This window comes from Aneurinibacillus migulanus (assembly GCF_001274715.1).
Lineage (GTDB): Bacteria > Bacillota > Bacilli > Aneurinibacillales > Aneurinibacillaceae > Aneurinibacillus > Aneurinibacillus migulanus.
The window spans coordinates 1,623,225-1,647,521 of the sequence record NZ_LGUG01000004.1 but is presented as its reverse complement, the minus strand read 5'-3'; the positions used below and the strand labels follow the sequence as shown (position 1 = coordinate 1,647,521).

24 protein-coding genes are annotated in these 24,297 nt (G+C 48.1%); 4 read left to right on the top strand and 20 right to left on the bottom strand.

The genetic code is table 11. The annotated features are described in order from the left end of the window. Positions 1 to 123 precede the first annotated feature (123 nt). Positions 124 to 300 (bottom strand): 50S ribosomal protein L32, encoded by a 177-nt coding sequence (gene rpmF, locus AF333_RS09805; protein WP_043066021.1) that lies wholly within the window; start codon positions 298 to 300, stop codon positions 124 to 126. 110 nt (positions 301 to 410) lie between these two features. Further along, positions 411 to 929 (bottom strand): YceD family protein, encoded by a 519-nt coding sequence (locus AF333_RS09800; protein ID WP_052812081.1) that lies wholly within the window; start codon positions 927 to 929, stop codon positions 411 to 413. Between the two features lie 171 nt (positions 930 to 1,100). On the opposite strand from AF333_RS09800, the gene AF333_RS09795 reads away from it, so the two are divergent. Continuing rightward, entirely contained in the window at positions 1,101 to 2,345 is a 1,245-nt protein-coding gene (locus AF333_RS09795) for a nucleotidyltransferase (protein ID WP_043066023.1), read from the top strand. Between the two features lie 2 nt (positions 2,346 to 2,347). On the opposite strand, the gene AF333_RS09790 is transcribed toward AF333_RS09795, so the two are convergent. Both AF333_RS09790 and AF333_RS09785 read right to left on the bottom strand, forming a co-directional pair. Further along, on the bottom strand, positions 2,348 to 3,445 hold the full coding sequence (locus AF333_RS09790; RefSeq protein WP_043066024.1) for a SepM family pheromone-processing serine protease: 1,098 nt from the start codon (positions 3,443 to 3,445) through the stop codon (positions 2,348 to 2,350). Continuing rightward, a complete protein-coding gene (locus AF333_RS09785; protein WP_043066025.1) occupies positions 3,442 to 4,221 on the bottom strand; it encodes a patatin-like phospholipase family protein in 780 nt (259 codons plus the stop codon). Before AF333_RS09785 ends, AF333_RS09790 begins: the two co-directional genes overlap by 4 nt. 152 nt (positions 4,222 to 4,373) lie before the next feature. On the opposite strand from AF333_RS09785, the gene ylbJ reads away from it, so the two are divergent. Next, positions 4,374 to 5,606: a sporulation integral membrane protein YlbJ gene (ylbJ, locus tag AF333_RS09780; RefSeq protein WP_043066026.1), complete on the top strand. Its 1,233-nt coding sequence runs from the start codon at positions 4,374 to 4,376 to the stop codon at positions 5,604 to 5,606. A 19-nt stretch (positions 5,607 to 5,625) separates the two neighbouring features. Here ylbJ and coaD read toward each other — a convergent pair whose 3' ends face one another. Both coaD and rsmD read right to left on the bottom strand, forming a co-directional pair. Then, the gene (gene coaD, locus AF333_RS09775) at positions 5,626 to 6,114 is read right to left on the bottom strand and encodes a pantetheine-phosphate adenylyltransferase (RefSeq protein ID WP_021621444.1); all 489 of its coding nucleotides are present in this window, start codon (positions 6,112 to 6,114) and stop codon (positions 5,626 to 5,628) included. A gap of 19 nt (positions 6,115 to 6,133) precedes the next feature. After that, complete coding sequence (gene rsmD, locus AF333_RS09770; protein ID WP_407638638.1) at positions 6,134 to 6,697, bottom strand: 16S rRNA (guanine(966)-N(2))-methyltransferase RsmD; 564 nt, start codon at positions 6,695 to 6,697, stop codon at positions 6,134 to 6,136. Positions 6,698 to 7,018: 321 nt separating this feature from the next. Between rsmD and AF333_RS09765 the strand changes: the two genes are divergently transcribed. Further along, positions 7,019 to 7,561 (top strand): MgtC/SapB family protein, encoded by a 543-nt coding sequence (locus AF333_RS09765; RefSeq protein ID WP_321167161.1) that lies wholly within the window; start codon positions 7,019 to 7,021, stop codon positions 7,559 to 7,561. Positions 7,562 to 7,563: 2 nt separating this feature from the next. Here the strand turns inward: AF333_RS09765 and recG are convergent, their stop codons facing one another. From recG to AF333_RS09745, 4 genes are all read right to left on the bottom strand, one after another. Further along, a complete protein-coding gene (gene recG / locus AF333_RS09760) occupies positions 7,564 to 9,657 on the bottom strand; it encodes an ATP-dependent DNA helicase RecG (protein ID WP_255322196.1) in 2,094 nt (697 codons plus the stop codon). An 82-nt stretch (positions 9,658 to 9,739) separates the two neighbouring features. Further along, on the bottom strand, positions 9,740 to 10,594 hold the full coding sequence (locus AF333_RS09755) for a DegV family protein (protein ID WP_043066028.1): 855 nt from the start codon (positions 10,592 to 10,594) through the stop codon (positions 9,740 to 9,742). Positions 10,595 to 10,626: 32 nt separating this feature from the next. Further along, positions 10,627 to 12,345 carry a DAK2 domain-containing protein gene (locus AF333_RS09750; RefSeq protein WP_307723423.1) on the bottom strand — a complete coding sequence of 573 codons (1,719 nt, stop codon included), beginning with the start codon at positions 12,343 to 12,345 and terminating at the stop codon, positions 10,627 to 10,629. 22 nt (positions 12,346 to 12,367) lie between these two features. After that, on the bottom strand, positions 12,368 to 12,733 hold the full coding sequence (locus tag AF333_RS09745) for an Asp23/Gls24 family envelope stress response protein (protein WP_043066029.1): 366 nt from the start codon (positions 12,731 to 12,733) through the stop codon (positions 12,368 to 12,370). Positions 12,734 to 12,949: 216 nt separating this feature from the next. Here AF333_RS09745 and rpmB point away from each other — a divergent pair, with 216 nt between their 5' ends. Continuing rightward, the gene (gene rpmB / locus AF333_RS09740; RefSeq protein ID WP_021621436.1) at positions 12,950 to 13,138 is read left to right on the top strand and encodes a 50S ribosomal protein L28; all 189 of its coding nucleotides are present in this window, start codon (positions 12,950 to 12,952) and stop codon (positions 13,136 to 13,138) included. A 55-nt stretch (positions 13,139 to 13,193) separates the two neighbouring features. On the opposite strand, the gene spoVM is transcribed toward rpmB, so the two are convergent. From spoVM to priA, 10 genes are all read right to left on the bottom strand, one after another. Next, complete coding sequence (spoVM, locus tag AF333_RS32665; RefSeq protein ID WP_235496296.1) at positions 13,194 to 13,304, bottom strand: stage V sporulation protein SpoVM; 111 nt, start codon at positions 13,302 to 13,304, stop codon at positions 13,194 to 13,196. 129 nt (positions 13,305 to 13,433) lie between these two features. Further along, positions 13,434 to 14,093: a ribulose-phosphate 3-epimerase gene (rpe, locus tag AF333_RS09735; RefSeq protein ID WP_043066030.1), complete on the bottom strand. Its 660-nt coding sequence runs from the start codon at positions 14,091 to 14,093 to the stop codon at positions 13,434 to 13,436. Between the two features lie 4 nt (positions 14,094 to 14,097). Next, positions 14,098 to 14,973, bottom strand: a complete 876-nt coding sequence (gene rsgA, locus AF333_RS09730; RefSeq protein WP_043066031.1) for a ribosome small subunit-dependent GTPase A — start codon at positions 14,971 to 14,973, stop codon at positions 14,098 to 14,100. Positions 14,974 to 14,988: 15 nt separating this feature from the next. After that, entirely contained in the window at positions 14,989 to 16,977 is a 1,989-nt protein-coding gene (gene pknB / locus AF333_RS09725) for a Stk1 family PASTA domain-containing Ser/Thr kinase (protein ID WP_043066032.1), read from the bottom strand. A 16-nt stretch (positions 16,978 to 16,993) separates the two neighbouring features. Continuing rightward, on the bottom strand, positions 16,994 to 17,737 hold the full coding sequence (locus tag AF333_RS09720; RefSeq protein ID WP_043066033.1) for a Stp1/IreP family PP2C-type Ser/Thr phosphatase: 744 nt from the start codon (positions 17,735 to 17,737) through the stop codon (positions 16,994 to 16,996). Between the two features lie 6 nt (positions 17,738 to 17,743). After that, entirely contained in the window at positions 17,744 to 18,790 is a 1,047-nt protein-coding gene (gene rlmN / locus AF333_RS09715) for a 23S rRNA (adenine(2503)-C(2))-methyltransferase RlmN (RefSeq protein ID WP_043066034.1), read from the bottom strand. A 96-nt stretch (positions 18,791 to 18,886) separates the two neighbouring features. Further along, the gene (gene rsmB, locus AF333_RS09710) at positions 18,887 to 20,278 is read right to left on the bottom strand and encodes a 16S rRNA (cytosine(967)-C(5))-methyltransferase RsmB (RefSeq protein ID WP_043066035.1); all 1,392 of its coding nucleotides are present in this window, start codon (positions 20,276 to 20,278) and stop codon (positions 18,887 to 18,889) included. After that, positions 20,271 to 21,215 (bottom strand): methionyl-tRNA formyltransferase, encoded by a 945-nt coding sequence (gene fmt / locus AF333_RS09705; RefSeq protein WP_043066181.1) that lies wholly within the window; start codon positions 21,213 to 21,215, stop codon positions 20,271 to 20,273. The genes rsmB and fmt overlap by 8 nt, the downstream gene beginning before the upstream one ends. 48 nt (positions 21,216 to 21,263) lie before the next feature. Further along, entirely contained in the window at positions 21,264 to 21,722 is a 459-nt protein-coding gene (def, locus tag AF333_RS09700; protein WP_043066036.1) for a peptide deformylase, read from the bottom strand. 145 nt (positions 21,723 to 21,867) lie between these two features. After that, positions 21,868 to 24,297, bottom strand: a complete 2,430-nt coding sequence (priA, locus tag AF333_RS09695; RefSeq protein ID WP_043066037.1) for a primosomal protein N' — start codon at positions 24,295 to 24,297, stop codon at positions 21,868 to 21,870.

Genomic DNA, 24,297 nt, shown 5'->3' with positions numbered 1-24,297 from the left:
GAAAACTAGTCAATATTCGAGGGGAACAGACATAGATAGCACTTTTTCATTTTTTTCTTGATGTAACGGAAAACAAAAGAAGGCAGAATGGATGATCCCATTCTGCCTCCTGTGCGTTTGAAATTAAGCGTTATTCACAACCTGGTTTCCTTTGTATGTGCCGCAGCTTTTGCATACACGGTGAGCCAGCTTCATTTCGCCGCACTCAGGGCATTTTACCATGCCCGGCACTTCCAGTTTGAAGTGAGTCCGACGCTTATTTTTACGAGTTTTTGAAGTCCGTCTTTGAGGTACTGCCATTTATCCCACCCCCTTCACAAGATTACAGTCAAAGCATCTATTTGATGGGACAAGTTATCCATCAAAACACAACAATCATCATACCTGATTTTCAAGCAAATGAAAAGCTTTTATTTGTCTTGCTTTCCAAAAAGTTCACCTAGCACAGCAAGACGTGGATCAATCCGCTCCACTACGCAGCCACAGTCTTTCTCATTGCGGTTCGTACCGCATTCCGGGCATAGCCCTTTGCAATCTTCACCGCATACGAGTGTGTGTGGCAAGGATAACAGCAAGGCTGCCTCCAGGTATGGTATTATATCAATCTCATCATCTTCAAGCGGATGAATCTCCATCTCTTCGTCCACGTCAAACTCAATCTGGTTCTCATCCATAAATGTTTCTTTTATCGCTACATTATAGCGATACGGAAACTTGACCAAACAGCGGGCACATTCCATTGTAAGTTCTCCGGACACCCGGCCCTCGACAATAAATAAACCCGAGGTTGTATATGCTTCCCCAGTAAAGCGAGCAGGCTCCGCTGAGATAAGTTGCTGGTGCTTTCGCGCAAGATTCAACTTCACTGTCTCATCAATCGGAAACTTGCCGCCCCGCAGTTGAAGCAGCTGATTTTTCTTCAATTTCATACATATGCCACCTCATTTCGAGCAACAAAAGTTATTATACTTTTCCCCGAATAATATGTCAAGGAAACAATATTGACACCCTGTTTACTTGACATGATATTTATTCGTAATTGCCTTTGTTTTCCCTCATGCTTTATCATTGAAACAAATCAATTGCAAAGGAAGAACCGCATGAAAACAGTCGGAATTGTTGTCGAATACAACCCCTTACATAACGGACATACATACCACTTCACGGAAGCCAAAAGACAAACCGCCTCGGACGCGGTCGTCGCCGTAATGAGCGGGCATTTCCTGCAACGCGGCGAGCCTGCCATTGTAAACAAATGGGCTCGTGCAAAAATGGCTCTCCATATGGGTGTAGATCTGGTACTGGAAATACCATTCATCTATGCGACGCAGAACGCTGAACAATTCGCTTTCGGCTCTATCGCTACTCTGCATGCCACCGGAATAGTGGATGAGGTATGCTTCGGCTCAGAAAGTGGCGACATCGCCTGGATTGAAAAACTCGCCGCTATACTGGCAGAAGAACCATTGGCATTTCAGGAAACACTTCTCAAAGGGCTGGCTCAAGGCCGCAGCTATCCTGCCGCATACGGAGAAGCGATTCAGGCTCTCTTACCTTCTCTGGCAACTGATACACTACAGGGCCATGTGACAGAACCGAACAATATACTCGGTCTGAATTATTGCCTAGCATTGCATCGTCTGCAAAGCCCGATGCGTCCCGCTACCATCAAACGTCAAAAAGCTGGCTACCACCAGGAGACTGTCACAGATCAAAGCATCGCCAGCGCTACTGCTCTGCGAAAATTAATTCTCGAGCATGCCAACAACGGCATTCATGCCATTCGCCCCTATGTTCCGCAGAGTACATTTGAAATATTGCAGGCAGAAGAAGCGGCAGGCCGCTTTCCACTCACATGGGAACGCTTCTACCCGTATCTTCAGCATCAATTACTTACTCGCTGGCCCGAGGAACTCGCCACTATCCATGAAATGAATGAAGGCATCGAGCACCGTATTCTACAGGCATTGCCCCGTTCCACTTCGTTTTACCACCTGATGGAGACGGTAAAAACAAAGCGCTATACCTGGGCTCGACTGCAGCGGCTGTTCCTGTATAGTATGCTCAACCTGACACGTAGCAAAATAGCTGTAATTAACGCAAAACAGGGACCTGCCTATATCCGCGTATTAGGCTTCAACCGAACCGGAAAACGTCTATTAAAAAGGATGAAGGAAACGAGCACATTGCCTGTCATTACGCGGGTCGCCAAAGATAAGCACCCAATGCTCACGCTCGACGTTCAGGCCGGAGCCCTGTATGCGCTAGGATTACCCGAATCTTTGCGCCAAAAAGAAATGCAGCGGGAATACTGGCAAACACCGCTGCATTTCGACCATATTTGATTTTACTTTCCGTTCTTCGGCGGAAGGCTTTCCAAATATTTTATAGCGTCATCTACCGTGCGCACCGGCACAATTTTCATTTTTGCGCCAAGCTTTTCCGCCTCGGCTTTTGCATCGGCATAATTGGAACGTTGCTTACTACCTGATGGAACAGGATTATCCGGCGCAAAAAAGATATCAGCTTTCATCTTATCCGAAGCCCGTACTTTATGCTCGATTCCACCGATCGGGCCGACCGTCCCGTTCGCACTAATCGTGCCTGTTCCGGCAATACGGTACCCTTTCGTCAAATCGCCTGGTGTTAGCTGATTGAGGATTTCTAGTGTAAACATCATTCCAGCAGACGGGCCACCTATATTTTCAGACGAAATTGTTACCTGCTTAGGTAGCTCAATTTCTCTTTTCGTTACCGGCCCGTCCGGGTTCGGATAAGCAATACCGATACCTGCCCTGGCTTCTTTCTCACCTGGTGCCTTCGGAAAAGCTTTTAGCGTAATTTCTGCCTTACTTGCCTTGCCATCCCGGACATACGTAAGCGTAACCGTCTCTCCGGCTTTTTTGCCTTTAAGTGAGTTTAGTAGTTGCTGAGCGTTTGTAATCTCCTTTTCATCTACCTTTGTAATTACATCTCCAATTTTCAGGTAGCTCTTTGCCGGCATGTCTGGCACCAGAAAGACGACATTGGCTCCCTTTTCCTTGATTTTTACAGGCAGTCCCGCTTTGCGAAATGCAACAATCATTGCATTCTCCTGCGAATTTTTCATCTCTTGCAGCTCGCGGAGGTTGTACTGCTCGTCCGTTTCATGCGGGCTATGGATCGTGCTTTCCTTTACAAGCTCTGAATACGGATCGGCCTTTGCATACAAATAACCTAGTACGTTTGCTTTCCCCATCCGTACCGTCGTTAGCATAAGGACGCCCTTTTCGTCTTTATGTCCGTCCTGGACAGTCACCATAGGCTGAAGCTCGATCGCTGAGCCTGGACGGATGATATAATAGCCGGTAGGGCTTAAGGCTACGGCAAGTAACGCCATCGCAATAAGCGCAGCAGCGATAAATGGTGCAAATTTGCTCCTAAAAAAGTGTCGGCGGCGAGTCATGCGTGTCTCCTCCAATCTTCCATTTTCTCTTGTATGTGCGGTACCATCAATCGTGCCGCCTTTCTGCCTTCTTCAATGATTATGTCAATATTCGTAAATGAAGTGGAACTGAAACGTCCGACATCCGGTCGAATCATTACATCTGCATGTACCGTACGATGAAGGAATATCTCCCGTTCCATTACATCAATAGTCTGAAAAATAACATCGAAAAACGTACGCACCGGACTATTGGAAGGGGCAAGCGATACATCAACTCCGATGGTCAACTCTGAGCCCATCGTGCGAACAAGCTCAATCGGCACCCGATCCACGACACCGCCATCCACTAACAATCTACTCCCCAGTTTATACGGCACAAAAATGCCGGGTATAGATACGCTCGCACGCACCGCTTCATGAATCGGCCCTTCCGTAAATACGACTCTCTCTCCTGACGCCAAATCAGTAGCTACGATGGAGAGCGGGCGTTCCAGCTCTTCTATGTTCTTGCTACGGGTAAGCAACTTCACAATATGACGCAACTTCTCTCCCGTAACGAAGCCCATACCGGGAACACAAAGATCAAGCCAATGCTTTCGCTTCAGATTAATAGCAAGCTTTTCCATCATCTGTGGCGTAAATCCGCATGCATACAGTGAAGCAATAAGACTTCCCATGCTGCTACCTGATAAATAGGCAGGCATGATACCGTGCTCTTCAAGTATTTCCAGCACGCCGATGTGCGCAAAGCCGCGCGCGCCGCCCGCGCCCAAAGCCAATCCGATGTGCGGCATACTTCTCCCTCCGATTTTTGTTTTCCTTTCACTTATGCTATTGTCCTGCAGTCAGGTCTATTTTACCTCCTTGTCCCGTACATATAAGGATAGGCCCTGTCTGTTCCAGCAGGATAGCAACACCCTACACGGAAGAATAAGGAGAAATGCTTATGCGTGCCATAAAGCCATACTTGATTACCATTCTGTTCGCCGTCTGCTCCTTTGTGCTGGCGGTAAGCCTGGTGCTATTCCCGGATACGTCGTTTTTGGCGGCGCTAAGAGGGTTGAAAATCTGGTGGGATGTTGTTTTTCCCGCACTACTTCCATTTTTTATTACATCGGAAATACTGCTTGGGCTTGGTCTGGCTCATTTTATGGGAGTATTGCTCGAACCACTCATGCGCCCCATCTTTAATGTTCCCGGTCCCGGCTCTTTCGTCTGGACAATGGGCTTTGCCTCCGGATACCCTATCAGTGCCAAGCTAACCGTTCGCTTACGCGAACAAAAATTAATTTCACGCGCTGAGGGTGAACGTCTCGTATCTTATACTACGACAGCCGATCCCGTTTTTATTACTGGAGCGGTAGCGATCGGCTTTTTTGGCAGTGCAAAAGTGGGCCTCATACTGCTTATCTGTCATTATACAACAGCGATTCTTGTTGGATTCATTATGGCTCGACATAATCGAAGCGGAGAACGTACACCTTATCGGCCTGATACATCCCGGTCGACTCTGTACCGGGCGTTGACCGCAATGCACCACGCACGCCTACAGGATGGCCGGGCATTCGGCAAGCTGATGGGTGATGCTGTGACAACCTCACTACATACACAGCTTTTGCTCGGCGGTTTCATCCTGTTTTTTTCCGTGTTGCTGGATTTATTTACGAAACTGAAAGTGATAGCACTGCTGTCGATGCTACTAGGCAATGTACTGTCTTTCTTCGGTCATCCCGTTGAAGCAGCACAGGCATTCATCTATGGACTATTTGAGGTAACGCTCGGAGCTAAAGAAACAAGCGAACTATTCGTCTCCCTGTCCCCAGTATTCGTTATGGCGACTACAAGTGCTGTACTTGCCTGGGGCGGATTGTCTGTACACGCTCAAATAGCGAGCATGCTTGCAGAAACGGATATACGTTACCGTCCCTTCCTGTTTGCCCGTCTCTGCCATGCTGCTCTTGCATTCTTGTTTACCTACACCATCGGTGCGTTTTTGTACAGCAAACTACCGCATACAGCGCAAGGCGCGCTTCCTGTATGGCTTTCCTACGATCCGGCGCAGGGTTCACTCTGGACACTTTCCTCTTCCTGGCAAGCGCTCTCGCTTCTAGTATGTGCAGGAGCACTCCTCTTCACTATAATATCGGTACATATCGGCACCTGGCTTACCAGAAAGTAACCATCGAAAAAACCCCGTACTAGCGGGGTTCTCCAAATTTTTCACGCAACGCTTTTTCTACTACCGGCGGTACAAGACTGCTGACATCGGCGCCATATTTACCGACTTCTTTTACGATGCTGGAACTTAAGAAGGAATACTGGTTGTTAGTCATCATAAAGAATGTCTCGATTTTGTTATCCAACAAACGATTGATGGATGCCATCTGCATCTCATATTCAAAGTCTGATACGGCGCGCAGACCTTTAATAATGGCCCTGGCGCCCTTCTCATGCATATACTCAACAAGCAAACCCGTAAACGTATCCACTTCGACATTTGGCATATCTTTTGTCACTTCACGTAAAAGCTCCAATCTTTCTTCAATCGTAAACACTGGATTTGTTTTATTACGATTGATAAGTACCGCCACAATGACTTTGTCGAATACCTTAGTCCCTCGCTGGATGATATCAAGGTGCCCGTATGTAACCGGGTCGAAGCTTCCTGGACATACTGCAATGCTCAATGGTATCCCCTCCTTCTCGCTATCCTTCGTTTCGATAAACTGTAATCGCTGTCTGGCCGTATGTTACTTCTCTTATTTTATCCACACTACCGATATGATTACACAGCTCATCCTTCACATCATGCTCAGCCACAATCATAGCGTTTGGTGCAAGCAAGCCGTGATCAAGCATAATGGCGATTTGGCTTTCGATTTTCTGTTCAGCATACGGCGGATCAAGAAACACGATATCGAACATAAGCTCCCTTTTTTTAAGCGCATTAAGGGCCCGATTTGCGTCGTTACGATACACTTCTGCCTTCTCATTCAGCTCGGTAGAACTCAGGTTCTGCTGAACGATTCCGATCGCCTTGCGATTTGCATCAACAAAAATGCATTTCTCCGCTCCGCGACTCAATGCCTCAATACCAAGTCCTCCTGTCCCTGCATATAAATCAAGAACCAGTCCCCCGTCAAAATAAGGACCAATCATATTAAAAATGGACTCTTTCACTTTATCCACTGTCGGACGCGTGCCTTTGCCCGGCACAGCCTGCAGCGGATGCCCTTTTTTTGAGCCTGCTACCACTCGCATCGCTTCCACTCCACTGTTATCCGTTTTTAAACGTCGTTAGTATAACATAAACCAATATTTCGGTAAATAATTAGAGCTCTTTCTTACATCTTATGTATATTATGGACAGTCTCCGTCCAAAATAAGGGTAGCGGCACGGATATTCCGTGTTGCCGACAACCGCGGAGAAGACTTACGTTTCCCCATAAGCTCTTCCTCCGGTTTCTCCTCTCCCATTATGCAGGCCAGACGCATCGCGTTTGGCGTGCCCGTCCGGCTTGTTGCCGGGCGGTTTTTTTTTGCTTTTCGCTCATAGAATATGATGATAAGATAAAAAGCATTAAGGAGGGGGTGAGAGCAACCGTGAATGGATTTATTGATCAAATCACCCGGTCCGTGCTCGACTTTGAACACTGGGAGATGTATTTACGCCTTGCATTAAGCGCGATTTTCGGATTTTTTATCGGTTTGGAGCGTACGAGCCGTTCTAAGCCTGCTGGCATTAAAACATATACATTTGTAACCGTAGCTTCTACATTATTAACGCTTGTCTCTATCCATACCGTCGACAGGTACTCTCTACCCGGCCGCACGATGATGGACCCGATGCGCTTAACCGCGCAAATTGTCAGTGGACTCGGCTTTCTCGGCGCCGGTCTCATCATTCAACGCGGTCGTTCCGTCAAAGGCCTTACATCGGCGGCTATGGTATTCTTCTCTGGGGGCATCGGCATTGCAATAGGCGCCGGCTATTACGGTATGACTGCGTTTACCATGTTTTTGATGTATGCTGTACTTCGCATCGGCCATCGACTGGAGCATTCTCCCCGCTGGTCTCATCATACTGACGACCCGGACGAAGAAATAGAAGCGGACAAGCACACGGACAAGTAGCCCTAATCTTTAATTTTCTCCAAAAAATACTCATCCCGCTTCAAATAATGACGCAGCGGTGCATATTCAGGCCCGACCCAGAACGAAGGATGGCTAATCAGATCAGCCGCCTCCTGGCGGGCCACTTCAAGCATGCGGTAATCCTGTACAACATCGGCTATTTTAAATTCCGGCAATCCGCTCTGTTTCGTACCGAAGAAATCCCCGGGTCCACGCAATTCAAGGTCACGGCGCGCCACTTCAAAACCATCATTTGTTTCCGTCATAATTCGCATCCGCTCTTTGCCAACTTCCGATTTTGGGTCGGCGATAAGGATGCAGTACGACTGTTCCGCTCCGCGTCCGACACGTCCACGTAATTGATGCAACTGGGCCAGTCCGAAGCGTTCAGCATCGTAGATGACCATTACCGATGCATTCGGCACGTTCACGCCAACCTCCACCACTGTCGTGGAAACAAGGATTTGTACTTCTCCACTGCTGAACCTCTGCATAACTTCGTCCTTTTCCTTTGAAGGCAGACGTCCATGCATTAACCCTACATTGTATTTCCCGGCAAAATAATGACTAAGCTGCGCGTGAACATCCATCGCATTCTGTAAATCAAGCTTCTCCGATTCCTCGATAAGCGGCGAAATGACATAAGCCTGGCGACCTTTGCCCAGCTCCTTATTTATAAACGCTAAAATTCTATCCAACATATCATGCTTAACCCAGTACGTTTCCACCGGTTTGCGACCAGCTGGCAGTTCATCAATTGTCGATACGTCCATATCTCCAAACGCAGTAATGGCCAGAGTACGTGGAATCGGTGTCGCAGTCATGAATAATACGTCCGGATGCAGGCCTTTCTCACGTAGGATACGCCGTTGTTCGACTCCGAACCGATGTTGCTCATCCGTAATAACTAGACCTAAATTCCGAAAATACACATCTTCCTGGATAAGCGCATGCGTACCGACAACAATATGAATGAGACCGGACTGCAGTCCGGCGAGAATATCTCGGCGTTGGCGCGTTGTCGCACTACCGGAAAGAATAGCAAGCTCAATACCGTGCGGTGTAAGCAATTCCTGCAGCGTGGTATAATGCTGCTCAGCCAGAATCTCCGTAGGTACCATCAATGCACCCTGATAGCCTGCCGTAATGGTCGCATACAGTGCGATAGCAGCCACTACTGTTTTTCCAGAACCGACATCCCCTTGCAGAAGACGATTCATCCTATACCCGGCTTGCATATCACCTAGAATTTCTTTGACGACACGCTCCTGCGCGCCTGTCAGTGGAAACGGTAGACTGTGGATAAACTCTTTCACCTGTGGAAGCAGTATACTCTGCGCCATTCCGTCGCTTGTCCTTCGGTTCACTGCATGATATGCCTGTAGCTTCAATTGAAACAAAAACAACTCTTCGAATGCCAATCGACGTCGTCCCTGCTTACCGCCCAATACACTTTCCGGAAAATGAATGTTGCGGATGGCTTCTGCCCGAGGGGCCAGCTTGTATTTTTGTACTAAATACGCTGGCAAAATCTCTTCCACTTTATCACCATAATCCTTGAGCGCATCAGCCACCCAGCGACGTATTTGTTTTACTTGAATATTAGCATTGGTCGAATATACCGGCTGAATCGAACCTTCCTGCGGGGTTTTCTTGTCGGTGTCAAGAAAGTGATGCTCGCTTACAGTCATTTGAAGCCGCGCCCTCTCGAATTTTCCGGATAGCATAATCTCACGGCCAGCGCGCAGCTGTTGTTTAAGAAACTGGCGGTTAAACCAAATCGCGGTTACCACTACCCTATTCACCACGATTTTTACAGTAAGACGCGATTTCTTCTTGCCGTAAAACCGGACAACCGGTTCTCCGTATACCGTCCCAACAATCGTGATCTTCTCCCCGTCTTCCGCTTCGCTCAAATCACGTACTCGATAATCTTCATAACGGTATGGAAAATGCTCAAGCAAGTCCTGCACAGTATGAATATCGAGTGAGGCCAGGTCAATGGCTCTTTCTGCCCCGATTCCTTTCAATGTGGTAACAGGTTGCTGTAATTGATTACTCACTGCTTTCGTCTCCTTATATACTTTCTTATCCATTAACAAAACATTCCTATCTCAGTCGAGATAGGAATGTCTAGTATATATAAATAACGTTTGATATTTCGGCTGTACTATCATACTAGGCTTTATATAGCATGACAGCCAGTAATCCCGGGCCGCCATATGTGCCGATGACCGGCCCAAGTTCGGTCACGATAATATCTTCTGTTACATTTAATTCTTCTGCAACCCGTACTTTCAGTGCCTCTGCCTCCTCGTGGCTGGTAGCATGGACAACCGAGGCCACTACCGGCTTACCGGCGGCATACTCCTTAACCAGGTCCACAATACGACCTACCGCTTTTTTCTTGCCACGCACTTTTTCTACTGCAGCGACTTCCCCGGCTTCATCAAACGTCAAAATCGGCTTTACATTCAAAAGAGAACCGAGTACAGCAGAAGCCTTACCAATACGTCCACCCTTCTGCAAATACATTAGCGTATCCATCACGAAAAACGCCTTGTGGTTGGCGATGAGCCGCTGTGCCAAGTCAAGACAATACTGAAGTTCTTTGCCCGCGCGTGCAGCCCGCGCCACTGCCACTACAATAGATCCTAGCGCATACGACGCCGTCCGGCTATCAATTGCATGCACATTGATTTTTTCCTGTACCATATCTTTTGCCAGATTGGCCGTCTGATATGTGCCACTTAATGCACTGGATAGATGAATAGAGATAACTTCGCCATCCTCTTCCCTAGAGGCCAGCGATTCATATACATCGACGAAATCGGCCGGTGAAGGCTGGGAAGTGCGAGGCAACTTGTCTGCTTTCTCAAGCTTCTCGTAGAATTCACCAGTAGACAATGTCACACCATCCAGATATGTCACGTCCTCAATATGCACTTTCAACGGAATAATATGAATATCCAATTCGGTAGCCAATTCTTTTGGGATATCGGCCGTACTGTCTGTTACAATATAAAGCTTCATAACGAATGCGCCCCCCTTTCCTAATCCGTGGTTTATTCAACTGCAATGATGAACGAATAGAGAGGCTGTCCCCCGTTATGCACTTCCACTTCATAGGCGCCATACGAGGATTTAAGCTGTTTTTTGAGCTTCTCCATGTCCTCATCCTCGACATCCGTGCCATAAATAAGCGTAATCAATTCGTCCTCTTCACCGACCATTTCCGTAATGAGCAGGCGTGCTGTTTCATATGGATTCTGTCCTGACGTAACGATATCCCCATCGAAAATCCCAATGAAATCGCCTTCCTTAATAACAAGCTCATTCAATGTCGTATCTCGGACGGCATAGGTGACAAGACCTGTTTTTACATAGCCTAGCGCTTCACTCATCCGATCACGGTTTGTCTCCATTCGCTCATCAGCTGAAAAAGCGAGTAACGAAGACATGCCTTGCGGAATACTTGTAGAGGGAATAACTGTTACCTGAACATCCGCAAGATCGGCAGCTTGCTGAGCGGCCATGACAATATTTTTGTTATTAGGCAGAATGATAACCCGCTCCGCATCCGTCTCTTCAATAGCATGTACAAATTGTTCTGTGCTCGGATTCATCGTCTGGCCGCCTTCGATAATGGTCTGAACACCCAGACTTCTAAAAATCTCCGCGATGCCCTCTCCACTTGCCACAGCGATAATCGCGTACGGTTTATTTGCTTTCTTTGACCTGGACGGAACTGAAGCCATCTCATGCTCATCACCCTGTTCCGGTGTCCAATCCATCTGTTTCGTTTTCTGTCGACGAAGCACATCTTCATGCTGAAGGCGCATATTTTCAATTTTAATTCGGTCAAGAGCGCCATAGCGGTGCGCAAATGACAACACATCTCCCGGTTCTTCAGCATGGATATGGACTTTCACCAAATCGTCATCCGCGACGACGAGCAACGAATCTCCATAACTGCCGATCCGCTCTTGAAACTCCTGTTGCAAAAACGGCGTATCCGGCTTCAAATGCACCATAAATTCCGTACAATATCCGTATTGAATATCCATCTGATCGATGACATGGTGCATTTCCACATGCGCTTCACCGAACAGCGAAGACTCCCCTACCACAACGGGCCCGGATTCCATCTCTGGCTCGTCAAAAGTAACGCCGGCTTTCACCGCGCTCAAAAACCCTTCGTAAATATAGACAAGCCCCTGACCGCCCGAATCAACGACACCGACCTCCTTCAGTACCGGAAGCTGGTTTGGCGTATTAGCCAAAGCTTGTCTAGCCGCTTCCACCAGCATCTCAATGACACCTTCAACAGAACCACTACGCGCTGCTTTGCGTGCAGCTGCTGCAGCTTCCCGTGCAACAGTCAGAATCGTCCCTTCTACTGGCTTCATAACTGCTTTGTAGGCCATGTCCACTCCTTGTTGGAATGCTTCAGCTAGCCGATAGCTATCCGCTTCGGACACGCCCGAAAGCCCTTTGGCGAATCCTCGGAAAAGCTGAGACAAAATGACTCCGGAATTACCTCGTGCCCCCATTAATAGGCCGCGAGAAAATATGGCTGAAATTTTTTCGACTGTCGTCTCTGGCGACTTGTCCAACTCAGCCGCACCTGAAGTAAAAGTTAAATTCATATTGGTTCCCGTATCGCCATCCGGCACCGGGAATACATTGAGCGCGTCTACCTTTTTGACATGTTGCGTCAGACGCTCTGCGCCCGCTTTATACATTTGACGAAGAACCTGTCCCGTCAATGTGTTGCTTCTCACGTATGGTTTCCTCCCTTATTCCCTAGGAGCTCATCTCTCCACGAACACCTTGCACATATATGTTCACTTCATCCACGGTTAAACCCAGCATTTTATCCAAAGCGTATTTCACACGTTCCTGTACGCTATGGGCAACCTCGGAAATTCTTGTTCCATAGCTCACAATGATATACAGATCAATAACAGTCTGATTGTCTTCATCCCGTACTTCCACACCGCGTGACAGGTTTTCCCGGCGCAGAATATCGGCGATGCCATCTTTCATCGTACGACGCGACGACATGCCGACCAAACCATAGCATTCCATGGCAACTGCTCCAGCAAACGTGGCGATAACTTCTGTATCTATCTCGATTTTTCCGAGTTCTGTGCTAATTTGAACGCTCATTTCCCTGCCTCCTCATCTCCATTACTACAAACCGTAGATGCCTAAACCCTTCATTATTTTACTATAAAGGAATTTGTTTTAAAAGAAGAGTGTCCCTCTCATGTAAAGGGTAAATTCTTGACAGATCTCTTGCTTTTGCTATAACCGTATGATATCATACTTGAGTATGTAAAGAGAGTCATCTCGATTGACTGCATCTCAGGGAGGTGGAATAGAATGGCACGTGTATGTTACGTAACTGGTAAACGGTCAAAAACCGGCAACAAGCGCAGCCACTCCAACCGTGCAAACAAACGCACATGGGGCGTAAACGTACAAAAAGTACGTATCCTGGTGGATGGTAAACCGAAGCGCGTATACGTAAGCACTAAAGCATTGAAATCCGGTTTAGTTGAGCGCGTATAATAAAAGATAAAAAAAGCACCCGCTTTGTGGTGCTTTTTTTACGTCTTATGCCGCCTCATCGCTTTCCCCCGCCAAGAATCGCGCGAATCAGTCCTCCTAAAAACTTCGGTAGCTTAATCGTATAAAAACGCATGATGACCCCTCCCATATTCAAGTACAATTCCATTATATTCAGATGTACTGGCTGCGTACTTCTTATCGCTCGGTTTAACATATGCCCCGCGCCCAGAAAATATGAAATAAGCTCAACAAAAAACCCATGACCTTTATAGCCATGGGTTTACATTTCTATCTTTTACTGACACGCTCGCTTGATTTCTTCAATGGCAAGAGCGCGATTCTCCTGGCCAAACACGGCATTTCCCGCTACAAGACAGGTTGCTCCCGCTTTTGTTACAAGTGGTGCTGTCTCGGCGTTAATACCACCATCAATCTGGATATCTACGCTATCCGCAAGACCGCGTTCTGCAAGCATGGATTTCAATTGCTCCACTTTCCGCACAACCCCCGGAATAAACTTCTGGCCGCCAAAGCCCGGATTCACCGACATCAGCAGTACCATATCCAAATCTTCAAGCACGTGTTCGAGCGTCGAAACCGGAGTAGCCGGGTTAAGTGAAACCGCCGCCTTAACGCCCTGATTTTTAATGTGGTAGAGAGTACGGTGCAGGTGCACGCAAGCTTCCTGATGAACCGTAATGATATCCGCGCCACTCTTTGCGAACTCGGGAATATACATATCCGCATTCTCAATCATAAGATGGACATCAAGCGTTAGACTCGTATGCGGTCGAACCGCCTTTACAATCAGCGGACCTATCGTTAGGTTCGGGACGAAATGGCCGTCCATCACGTCGACATGAATCCAATCCGCTCCTCCTTGCTCTACTTCTCTAATCTCTTCTCCCAGGCGGGCAAAATCCGCAGAAAGAATCGACGGTGCAATTTTCACCATATGTTCAGTACCTCGGCTTTCTATCTTTAATTTCCTGTAAAAAATCCAAGTAGTGCTTATAACGAGCAGACTGGATTTCTCCTGCTTCCACTGCTGCACGCACTGAGCATCCCGGTTCATTGACATGTAGGCAGCCGCGGAATTTACATTCTCCGAGCAGAGCCCGCATCTCTTTGAAGTACAGTGCAAGTTCATTCGCTTCAATGGATTGAAAATCAAGTGAACTAAATCCCGGGGTATCAGCCACCCATCCGCCTTCTGGCAGATGGATAAGCTCTACATGTCGAGTCGTGTGTTTTCCTCTTCCTAGCTTCTGGCTGATAGGTGCTGTCTCAAGCTGCAGTTCGCTAAATAGTGCATTCAGAAGAGAAGACTTCCCTACACCGGATTGACCGGCGAATACGGATAAATGACCAGTCAGGTAGGCACGGATATCTTCGATTCCATGCTTGCCCTTGGAACTTGTGACAATGACAGGGTATCCGATCGCTTTACAGCGCTTGAGAATGCGCTCCACCTCTTCCGGTTCAGCGAGCAGATCGGCTTTCGTCAAACAGATAACCGCATCTACACCGGCTGCCTCCGTATGTACGAGAAACTTGTCCAATAGCTGCGGATTAAAGACAGGTTCAGCGAGCGAGAATACGAGAATCGCTTGATCAATATTAGCGATGGGCGGACGAACCAACTCGCTCGTCCGCGCCGATACCTCGGTCACCGTACCTTCCGTCCCATTCGTTTCAAACGTTACTTCGTCTCCAACCAGCGGAGTGATGCCTTTTTTGCGAAACACTCCTCTAGCCCGGCATTGCCAGAGCGTATCGCCATCCTGCACATAATAATAGCCGGCTAGTGCTTTTACAATACGGCCCTGCGGCATGAGACCCCTCCCATGTTATGGAACATCACTATATTTGACTTCCTTTTCTTCATAGAGCTGCCCATCCTTGTACACCTGAATACGGGCATCCTGAGAAGGCGTGACAACAACCTTAACTTTGAACTTCATACTCTGTTCGATCACGGAAGTATGCACCGTTTTATCTTGCCCAGCAGCATCCGTTACTTTAATCTCAATCGCGGCCCGTTCACCCGGATTCAGATAAACGTCAACCGGCTCTTCTACCTGACGTGACTCTCCAGGAAGGCTTCCGTCACTCACCGTAATGCGAACATACAAGCCCCTCTCCACTTCATTATCAGCGCGACGCGATTGGTCGATGACCGTGCCCTTAGGTTCATAACTCTGTTTCGTTTTTACCTGCACCTTCAGCCCAGCTTCTTCGAGTCTGGCCTTCGCTTCTTCTTCTGTCAAACCTTTCAGGGCTGGTACTCTTGTTTTCTCCTGGCCTTCGCTTACGACCAATGTAACCTGCGTATCGGAGGCCACGATTTCTTGCCCGGCTAATGGCTCTTGCCTAAGAATCGTACCGGGCGGCTGGCTGTCATTTATCTCTTTTTGGATTTTATAATCTTTATATTTGCCACTCAGTTGGCTTTCCACATCAGAGATATTCTTTCCGACGAAATTCGGCATGGTTCCTTTTGGCTTTCCTTCACTAACAATCAGTTGCACTTGCGAATTTTCCTTTACCGGCATGTTTGCTGCCGGGGTCTGCTTAATCACATGGTCAGGTGCCACGTCTTCACTAGGCTGCTTCTGAATAACAGGCTCAAGATTTACTCCTTCCAGCGTTTTACGCGCCTCTTCCAGCGACATGTTCTGCACGGAAGGCACTGTGACATCCGGAACCTTAAACAATGAATTCCCGTAGAAAATGGCAACCCCAACCAAAGCTAAAAACAAGAAAACTCCTGCGGTCCAACCTGCCGCTTTTTTAACGGGAAGGCGTTTCGTTTGCTTGTCTTCCGTCTCGAATTCTTCTTTCTCTACGGCTGGCTTTTCTGCCACCTCAATTGTTTCTTTTGCTGATACGGCTTCTTCATCCCAGTTGCGTTTACGCATCATTTCCGGTTTAATCGCCGGAATGACGCGGGTAATCTCCGGATCTTCTTCCTCTTCACCATACTTTTCCGGAAGCAAATATAGCGCCTCATTACGGCGTTCCGGTGAAAGTGATGTCTGTAAATCTTCTAGCATTTCACGCGCCGATTCATATCGATACATTGGTTCTTTGGCCATTGCGCGGATAATCACGTTCTCCAGGCTCTGCGGAATTTCTGGCCGAAGTTTACGTGGCGCCACATACGACTCTTGCAAATGCTTCAATGCTACACTAATCGGCGAATCGCCGGAAAATGGCAACTCCCCAGTAAGCATCTCGTATAACACAACACCAAGTGAATACAAATCCGATTTAACTCCAGCCGCAATTCCTTTCGCTTGCTCCGGCGAGAAATAATGCACAGAGCCGAGCACGGAACCGGTGTGTGTAATTGTAACGGATGATACCGCCCGGGCAATGCCGAAGTCGGTTACCTTAATCCGTCCATATTTATTAATCAAGATATTATGTGGTTTAATATCACGGTGAATCAGTTCATTTTGATGCGCATGATCAAGCGCATCGCAAATCTGCATCCCAATATCCACAGCTTTTTTCATATCGAGCGGCGCGTGTTCATTAATATACTGCTTGAGCGTCATCCCTTCGATATACTCCATTACAATGTAGTACATCTCATCTTCCTGGCCAATATCATAAATATTTACCACATTCGGATGGGATAAACTAGCCGCTGCCTGAGCCTCTCTATGAAAACGGGCGACGAAATCGTCATCGTTGCCGAATTGGGAACGCAGCACTTTCAAAGCTACCGTACGATTCAGCAATGTATCTCGCGCACGGTAGACAATAGCCATGCCGCCTTCCCCAATCTGCTGCTCAATATCATAGCGGCCGCCAATTCGCTTTCCATTCATCTGCTGGCTCCCCCTTTCATACTCTGACCTCCGACTGATTGCGCAGCAAGATGACAGTAATGTTATCTTCTCCTCCTGCATGTAGCGCTTTAGCAATCAGCTCGTCCGCCATCTCCTCTAGGGAACCGTCCGCAAGTACTGCTGTCATTGCATCACTGCTGATTTTACCCGAAAGACCATCCGAGCAAAGCAGCAGAATATCGTCAGTATCCCAGTGCATTACACTGAAGTCGGCTTTTACCTTTCTATCAGTACCGAGCGCGCGCGTTAAAATATTGCGGCGCGGATGATTGGCCGCTTCATCCTGCGTAATCTGGTGGCTACGCAACAATTCATTAACCAACGTATGATCGTTCGTAATCTGCTGTAGACCACTCTGGTTATAGCGGTAAATCCGACTGTCACCGATATGGGCCAGCACGCCAAGATGCTCATTCATTAGCGCAATGACGACTGTTGTACCCATGCCGCGGCATTCTTCATGTTCCTGCGCATAAGCCAGAATACGCTCGTTCGCCCGCTGAATTGCATCGCTTAACCGCTGCTGCAATCCATTAGGTGTGATGTCTTTTTCCACTTCTTTCAACGAATCGCATATAATATCGACCGCCATCTGGCTGGCTACGTCACCCGCCTGATGCCCGCCCATGCCGTCGGCAACAATGGCAAGAATCCAGCCGTTATCGTACCGCTGGATTCTTCCCGAATCTTCATTCGTTTGTCTCACACAACCGATATGCGTCTGTATGGCTGACTCCATCTATCCTCACCCCTGCGTCTGTTTGGCATGCTGAGCCCGCAGTTGTCCACAGGCTGCAGCGATATCGCTGCCATGTTCGCGTCGAATCGTCGCATTGATTCCTTTCGCTTTCAGAATTCGTTGGAATGTAAAAATGTCATTGCGCGGTGTACGTACATAGTCGCGCTCTGGAACGTAGTTTACCGGAATAAGGTTTACGTAGCACATCATGCCTTTCAAGAGTTCAGCCAATTCTTCCGCATGTTCTGGTCGGTCATTAACCGAACCGAAGAGGCCATACTCGAATGTCAGGCGGCGGCCAGTCGTTTTGATATAGTACTCACATGCTTCCATTAACTCGTCCAGCGGATAACGGCGGTTCACCGGCATGAGGCGCGTACGAATCTCAGCATTTGGCGCATGCAAGGAAATGGCCAGATTTACCTGCATTTTCTCATCAGCGAACCGGTAAATATTCGGTACGATACCACTTGTAGACACCGTGATGTGTCGCTGACCGATATTGAGCCCTTTGTCATCATTAATAATACGCAGGAATCCAAGGAGCGCATCATAATTTTCAAATGGCTCTCCAATTCCCATGACGACAACGTGACTCGCCCGCTCGTCTTGCTCATCCAGCGCTTTTTGCGCAGCCAGCACCTGCATCACAATTTCTCCTGCTTCCAGATTACGCTTCAAACCGCCTAGAGTAGAAGCACAAAATGTACAGCCGATACGGCAGCCTACCTGCGTAGTAACGCAGATGCTGTTGCCGTAATTATGCCGCATGATAACCGTTTCAATGGCGTGGCCATCATGCAGTGAGAATAAGAACTTCATCGTTCCGTCCTGAGACTCTTGGCGGGTAATTTCTTTTAGCGCATCCATGCGAAACGATGCGTCCAGCTTTTCCCGTAGCTGCTTCGACAAGTTGCTCATCTCGTCAAACGAATCCACTCGCTTCACATACAGCCAGTCGAACACCTGTCCAGCGCGAAACGCTTTTTCTCCATTCTCTTCCATCCAGCGTTTCAATTCAGGCATTGTTAAACTATAAATAAAAGGTTTCATAAACGTATACTCACCATTTCTTCTCAAAAGTTCAAATCATATTGTATCATAAAACAATTACAAAAAGAAAAAAGGAAGCATAAAACATGCTTCCTACTATTGTTTCATTTTGAGGCGCGAAATAAAAAAGCCGTCTGTGTCAAAATGATGGGGCAGGATCTGCATATATCCATCAAAAAGCGTTGCATACTTCTCTCTGAGGGCATCCGGCATATCCTGCGCCAGCGTACCGTCTAGCTCCCATTCCGTATGCTCTGTAAGAAAGCGCCGGATTAACCGTTCATTTTCTTCCGACTGAACGGTGCATGTACTATAGACAATTTTCCCGTTAGGAGAAACAAGACGGGCTGCCGTACAAAGGATTTCATATTGAATGTTACTAATAGCTGCCGCATCTCTTTGCCACTTATGCCACTTTATATCAGGCTTGCGTCGAATGACGCCAAGACCGGTACACGGAGCATCAACCAGTATCCGGTCAAATGTGCGCCCTGCGAGCAGTTCGTCCGCATTGCGTGCATCGCCTTTCCTGCTTTCTACAATCGAGATACCAAGACGAAAGGCATTCTCTTCGATCAGCCTGATTTTATGCGGATGTACATCAAGTGCAGTAACCTCACCTTTATTCTTCATTAATTCGGCAATATGCGTCGCTTTGCCGCCAGGAGCTGCGCACATATCGAGCACCTTCATTCCCGCTTCTGGAGCAAGTGCCCGGGCTACCAGCATCGAGCTTTCATCCTGTACTGTACATGAACCGCTTGCATAGGCTGGCAGTTCGGCAATATTGCCGATATCGCTTGCCACTACCCCCTCAGGAGCCACAGCAGAAGGCTCAATTTCCGCATCGGTGACCTGTTTGCTAATCTGGGCAATCAGCTCGTTCCTCGTTACACGTAATGCATTAGCACGCAGACTCATCACCGGAGGCAGATTATTGGCCGCACACATCGCTTCCGTCTCCGCCTCACCGTACAGCTGTATCCACTCTGCTACCATCCATTCCGGGTGCGAATGGGTAAGTGAGATTCGCGAAACAAGGGGTAAATTATCTGGTATGACCGTTTTCTCCGGCTCGCGCAGCCGACTGCGCAACACACCATTTACCATGCCCGCAATTCCTTTATGCCCCCATGCCTTGGCGATCTCCACTGCCTCATGTACCACCGCCCGATCCGGAACGCGCTCCAGATAGGAGAGCTGATAAAAACTAATGCGCAACAAATTATGCACCCATCCTTCAAGCTTATGCAAGGGCTGGGTGACGAACTGTTCTAGCATCCAATCGAGGGTGTTTAAACGGCTGAGCGTCCCATATACCAATTCAGTTGCCAGTCCCGTATCACGACGTGAAAGCTTCGTCTGCCCAAGAGCAGACTTAAGCTCTAAGTTACTGTATGCCTGTTTTTCTTCAATATCCGTCAAAACACGCACAGCCAGTTGACGGGCGGTCGCAGGTGCAGGCAACGATTTTCTCCGCTTACTCATCAGCTGCCCCCGCCACAAAGCGCATACCGGGCGCGAGCGTAGAACTACCGCGTACATAATCGGCGACCGTCATCGCCTTCTTCCCAGCAGGTTGGATGCGTGTTAGGCGAAGCACACCGTCACCAGCCTGCACATCGATCCCTTCCGGCGCTACAGACAGGATAGTACCCGGTTTCTCACAATTTGTTCCGTCTTCCTTATGCACTTCCGCCTCCCATACCTTTACAACTTGACCATCGTGTTCTGTCACCGTATAGGCTACCGGCCATGGATTGAGCCCGCGTACCTGATTGAATAATGCACGGGCAGGTATGGTCCAATCGAGACGCTCGTCCTCCCGCTTGATATTCCACGCATACGTTACCTCTGCCTCGTCCTGCGGCTGAGGTGTACATTGGCCGTTAATGAGCTTCGGAATGGTTTCCAGAAGAAGCGTTGCACCAGCGCGGCTAAGCTTGTCATGCATAGTGCCTACATTATCATTTTCTTCAATTGGAACACGTACCTGGCTCAACATATCACCTGCGTCCAATTTCTCTACCATATACATGATGGTTACACCTGTTTCTGGTTGGCCATCCATAATCGCCTTATGAATAGGGGCGCCGCCTCGATACTGCGGCAGCAGGGAAGCATGAACGTTAATACATCCGTATGTAGGATAGTCGATTAACTCTTTCGGTAGAATTTGTCCAAATGCTGCCGTGACGATTAAATCCGGCTTGTAAGCGAGAATGTCCTGTACGCCATCCACTTTTAGCTTCTCCGGCTGCAGTACCGGCAATCCAAACAGGAGCGCCGCCTCTTTGACCGGTGGGGCGGCCAGCTGTTTTTTGCGTCCTTTTGGTCGATCCGGCTGAGTAACAACCGCCACGACATTATATTCCTTCTCTATTAATTTCCGTAAACAAGGCACCGCGAAATCCGGGGTGCCCATAAAAACAATTCGCACAAGCGTCCACTCCTTCTGCGTCTTATGCTTCTATTATTCTTTTCCTGAATACGTTTTTTCAGCCAAATCAATGAACAGCACACCGTTTAAGTGGTCAATCTCATGTTGAATGGCGCGTGCTAGCAGTTCGTCTCCTTCTATGATAATCTCATTGCCGTTCCGATCTTGTGCTTTCGCCTTGACCCAGTTGGCTCGACGCACATCACCCAGCAATCCCGGAATACTAAGACAACCTTCCGGGCCAAACTGTTCGTCTTTCGACTCAATAACCTCTGGATTAACCATCTCGATAATACCATCCCCAACATCGATGACAACGACCCGTTTGGTAATGCCGACCTGCGGCGCGGCAAGGCCCACGCCTTCTGCGTCATACATCGTTTCAGCCATATCGTCCAGCAATTTATGGAGATTCGGATTGAATTTCGTCACTTCTTTACACTTCTCCCGGAGTACCGGATTGGGATGCTTTACAATCATACGGATGCTCATTAGTCTGTTCCTCCTACGTCAATCTTCTTTGATACATCTCTCTTTTTTTGTGGCCTCGCACCATCCTGCATATGTCAAAATACCAGAGGTCGCCCAATATGAATCAGGCATACCTTATGCATATTCATGCTTTTGCCGTTTGCTATTACATCATCATTTGCGGGTCTACATCTACTGTAAGCATAATCCCCGTCTTCTTTCGTTCTTCGTCAAATGCCCGGACAACCTGGTGGATAGCGGGTAAGACGCGCGGATCGTTTTTATATTTTATCATGCATTGGAAACGATATCTATCTTTAATGCGAGCAATAGGTGAAGCGACAGGCCCCAGCAAATACGCACCGGGTGGAATCGTCTCACGCAGTTTCCTGGCGAACCTCTCCGATATCTTGACAAGTAGCGGGACGTTCTCATGAGCGAATGTAAACAGAACCAGCCGGTAATATGGCGGGTAGTTTTTCTCATACCGTTGCTTGATTTCCTCTACAAAAAACGATTCATAGTCGTGCCTGCTTGCGTATTGAATACTGTAATGCTCAGTATTATATGTCTGTAAAATCACTTCACCCTTTTTCTCATGACGTCCAGCCCGGCCACCCACCTGTGTAACCAATTGAAATGTCCGTTCAGCTGCACGAAAATCCGGCAGGTTCAACAAGCTGTCCGCGGCCAACACGCCGACAAGAGTCACATTCGGAAAGTCGAGTCCCTTGGCAATCATCTGCGTGCCAAGCAACACATCTCCTTTTCCTTCTCGGAAATCCTGCAGCAGCTTTTCGTGTGCACCTTTGCGTCCCGTTGTATCTACATCCATTCGAATCACGCGAATTCCCGGGAAATAACGGGCCAGTTCCTCTTCCACTTTCTGCGTTCCCGTTCCGAAGAAGCGAATATGCTCACTCCCGCATTCCGGACAGATCTGCGGCTCACGCTCCGTATAGCCACAATAATGACACCGTAACGTCTGATTGCTCCGATGGTATGTCAGTGAAATATCACAATGGGGGCACTGGGCAACATAGCCGCACGAACGGCACATCACAAAAGTAGAGAATCCACGTCGATTCAAGAACATAACAATCTGCTCATTTTTCTCAAGTCGATTGTTTATTGAATCCATTAAAGGTTTGCTGAACATCGTCCGGTTCCCGTCTCTTAATTCTTCCCGCATATCAACGACCGTAACCTCCGGTAAGGGACGATTTCCGACCCGCTCCCGCATTTCAAAGAAATGGATGCGGCCTTTTTTCGCTTCATGGTAGGATTCCATTGATGGAGTGGCGCTACCTAGAATAACCACCGCATGATGATGCATGCCGCGGTACTGGGCAATCGTACGCGCATGATAGCGTGGCGTCTCCTCCTGCTTATAGGACCCTTCATGTTCTTCATCAAGAATAATTAAGCCAAGGTTTTGAAACGGCGCAAAAATCGCTGAACGGGCACCAATGGCAACCTTAACCTCACCACGCCGGATTTTGCGCCACTCATCGTAGCGTTCCCCCTGCGAGAGGCGGCTGTGCATGACCGCAACCTGGCTGCCGAACCTTCCTTTAAACCGATTAACCATCTGCGGTGTAAGCGAAATCTCCGGTACAAGCAGGATGGCTTCTCGACCCTGATCGATGGTGCGTTCCATAATTTCAAGATAGACTTCCGTTTTTCCGCTGCCAGTAACGCCATGAAGCAGACAAGGATAATAGACTGGTGGATTCATCCCTTCTACGATCCCGTCAATAACCGTCTTCTGCTGCGCAGTAAAAGGATGCTTCGGTGCCGGAGTAAACGTGCGTCCGGAAAACGGATCGCGATACCCTTCCACTTCTTCTTTAATAAGCAGACCTTTATCTACCAGTCCCTTGACAGCCTGATTGGAAACACCGAGCAAAGACAAAAGCTCGGGTTGTGGAATAGGTCCATAGAAATGAATGAAGTGCGACAAAACTTCTTTCTGGCGTACAGCGGTTTTTGAAAGTTCTCCTTGAGCCGCTTCCAATTCTTCAACAGATACGGCAGGCGAAAGAATAGTTATCGTTTTTTTAGTAACGCGATCCCCTACGATTTGCTCCACACGAATTCGATTTTTTTTAAGCCCTTCATCCAACCAGGCCGCAGCAAAGGGAAACTCTTTCATTATTTTATTCCACAGGACAGGCTGTCGGTTTCTAATATATTCGTAAAAAGCTTGTTCATCCGATAGCACGGAAACGAAAGCTTCACCTGCCGCCGTCAGAAAAATTTGTTTGTCGTAACTCGAACGCAGCACTGCCGGAACCATTGACTGTAGCGCCGTATAATACGTACACATATACCGTTCACTGATACGTCTGGCCAACCATACCATCTCTTCCGTCAGAGGTGGCTCCACATCGAGAACATCAAGAATGTCACGTGTTTTCTCTACCTCTGATGTATCTGCCAGCCCAACGACAAAGCCTTGTAGCTTACGCGGTCCAAATGGTACAGAAACCCGGCTGCCTACAAATACGAATGGTGCAAGCGACTCGGGAATTCGGTAATCGAACGGGCGGTCAGTATCTACAACCGGAACATCGACGACAACCTGGGCGAACAT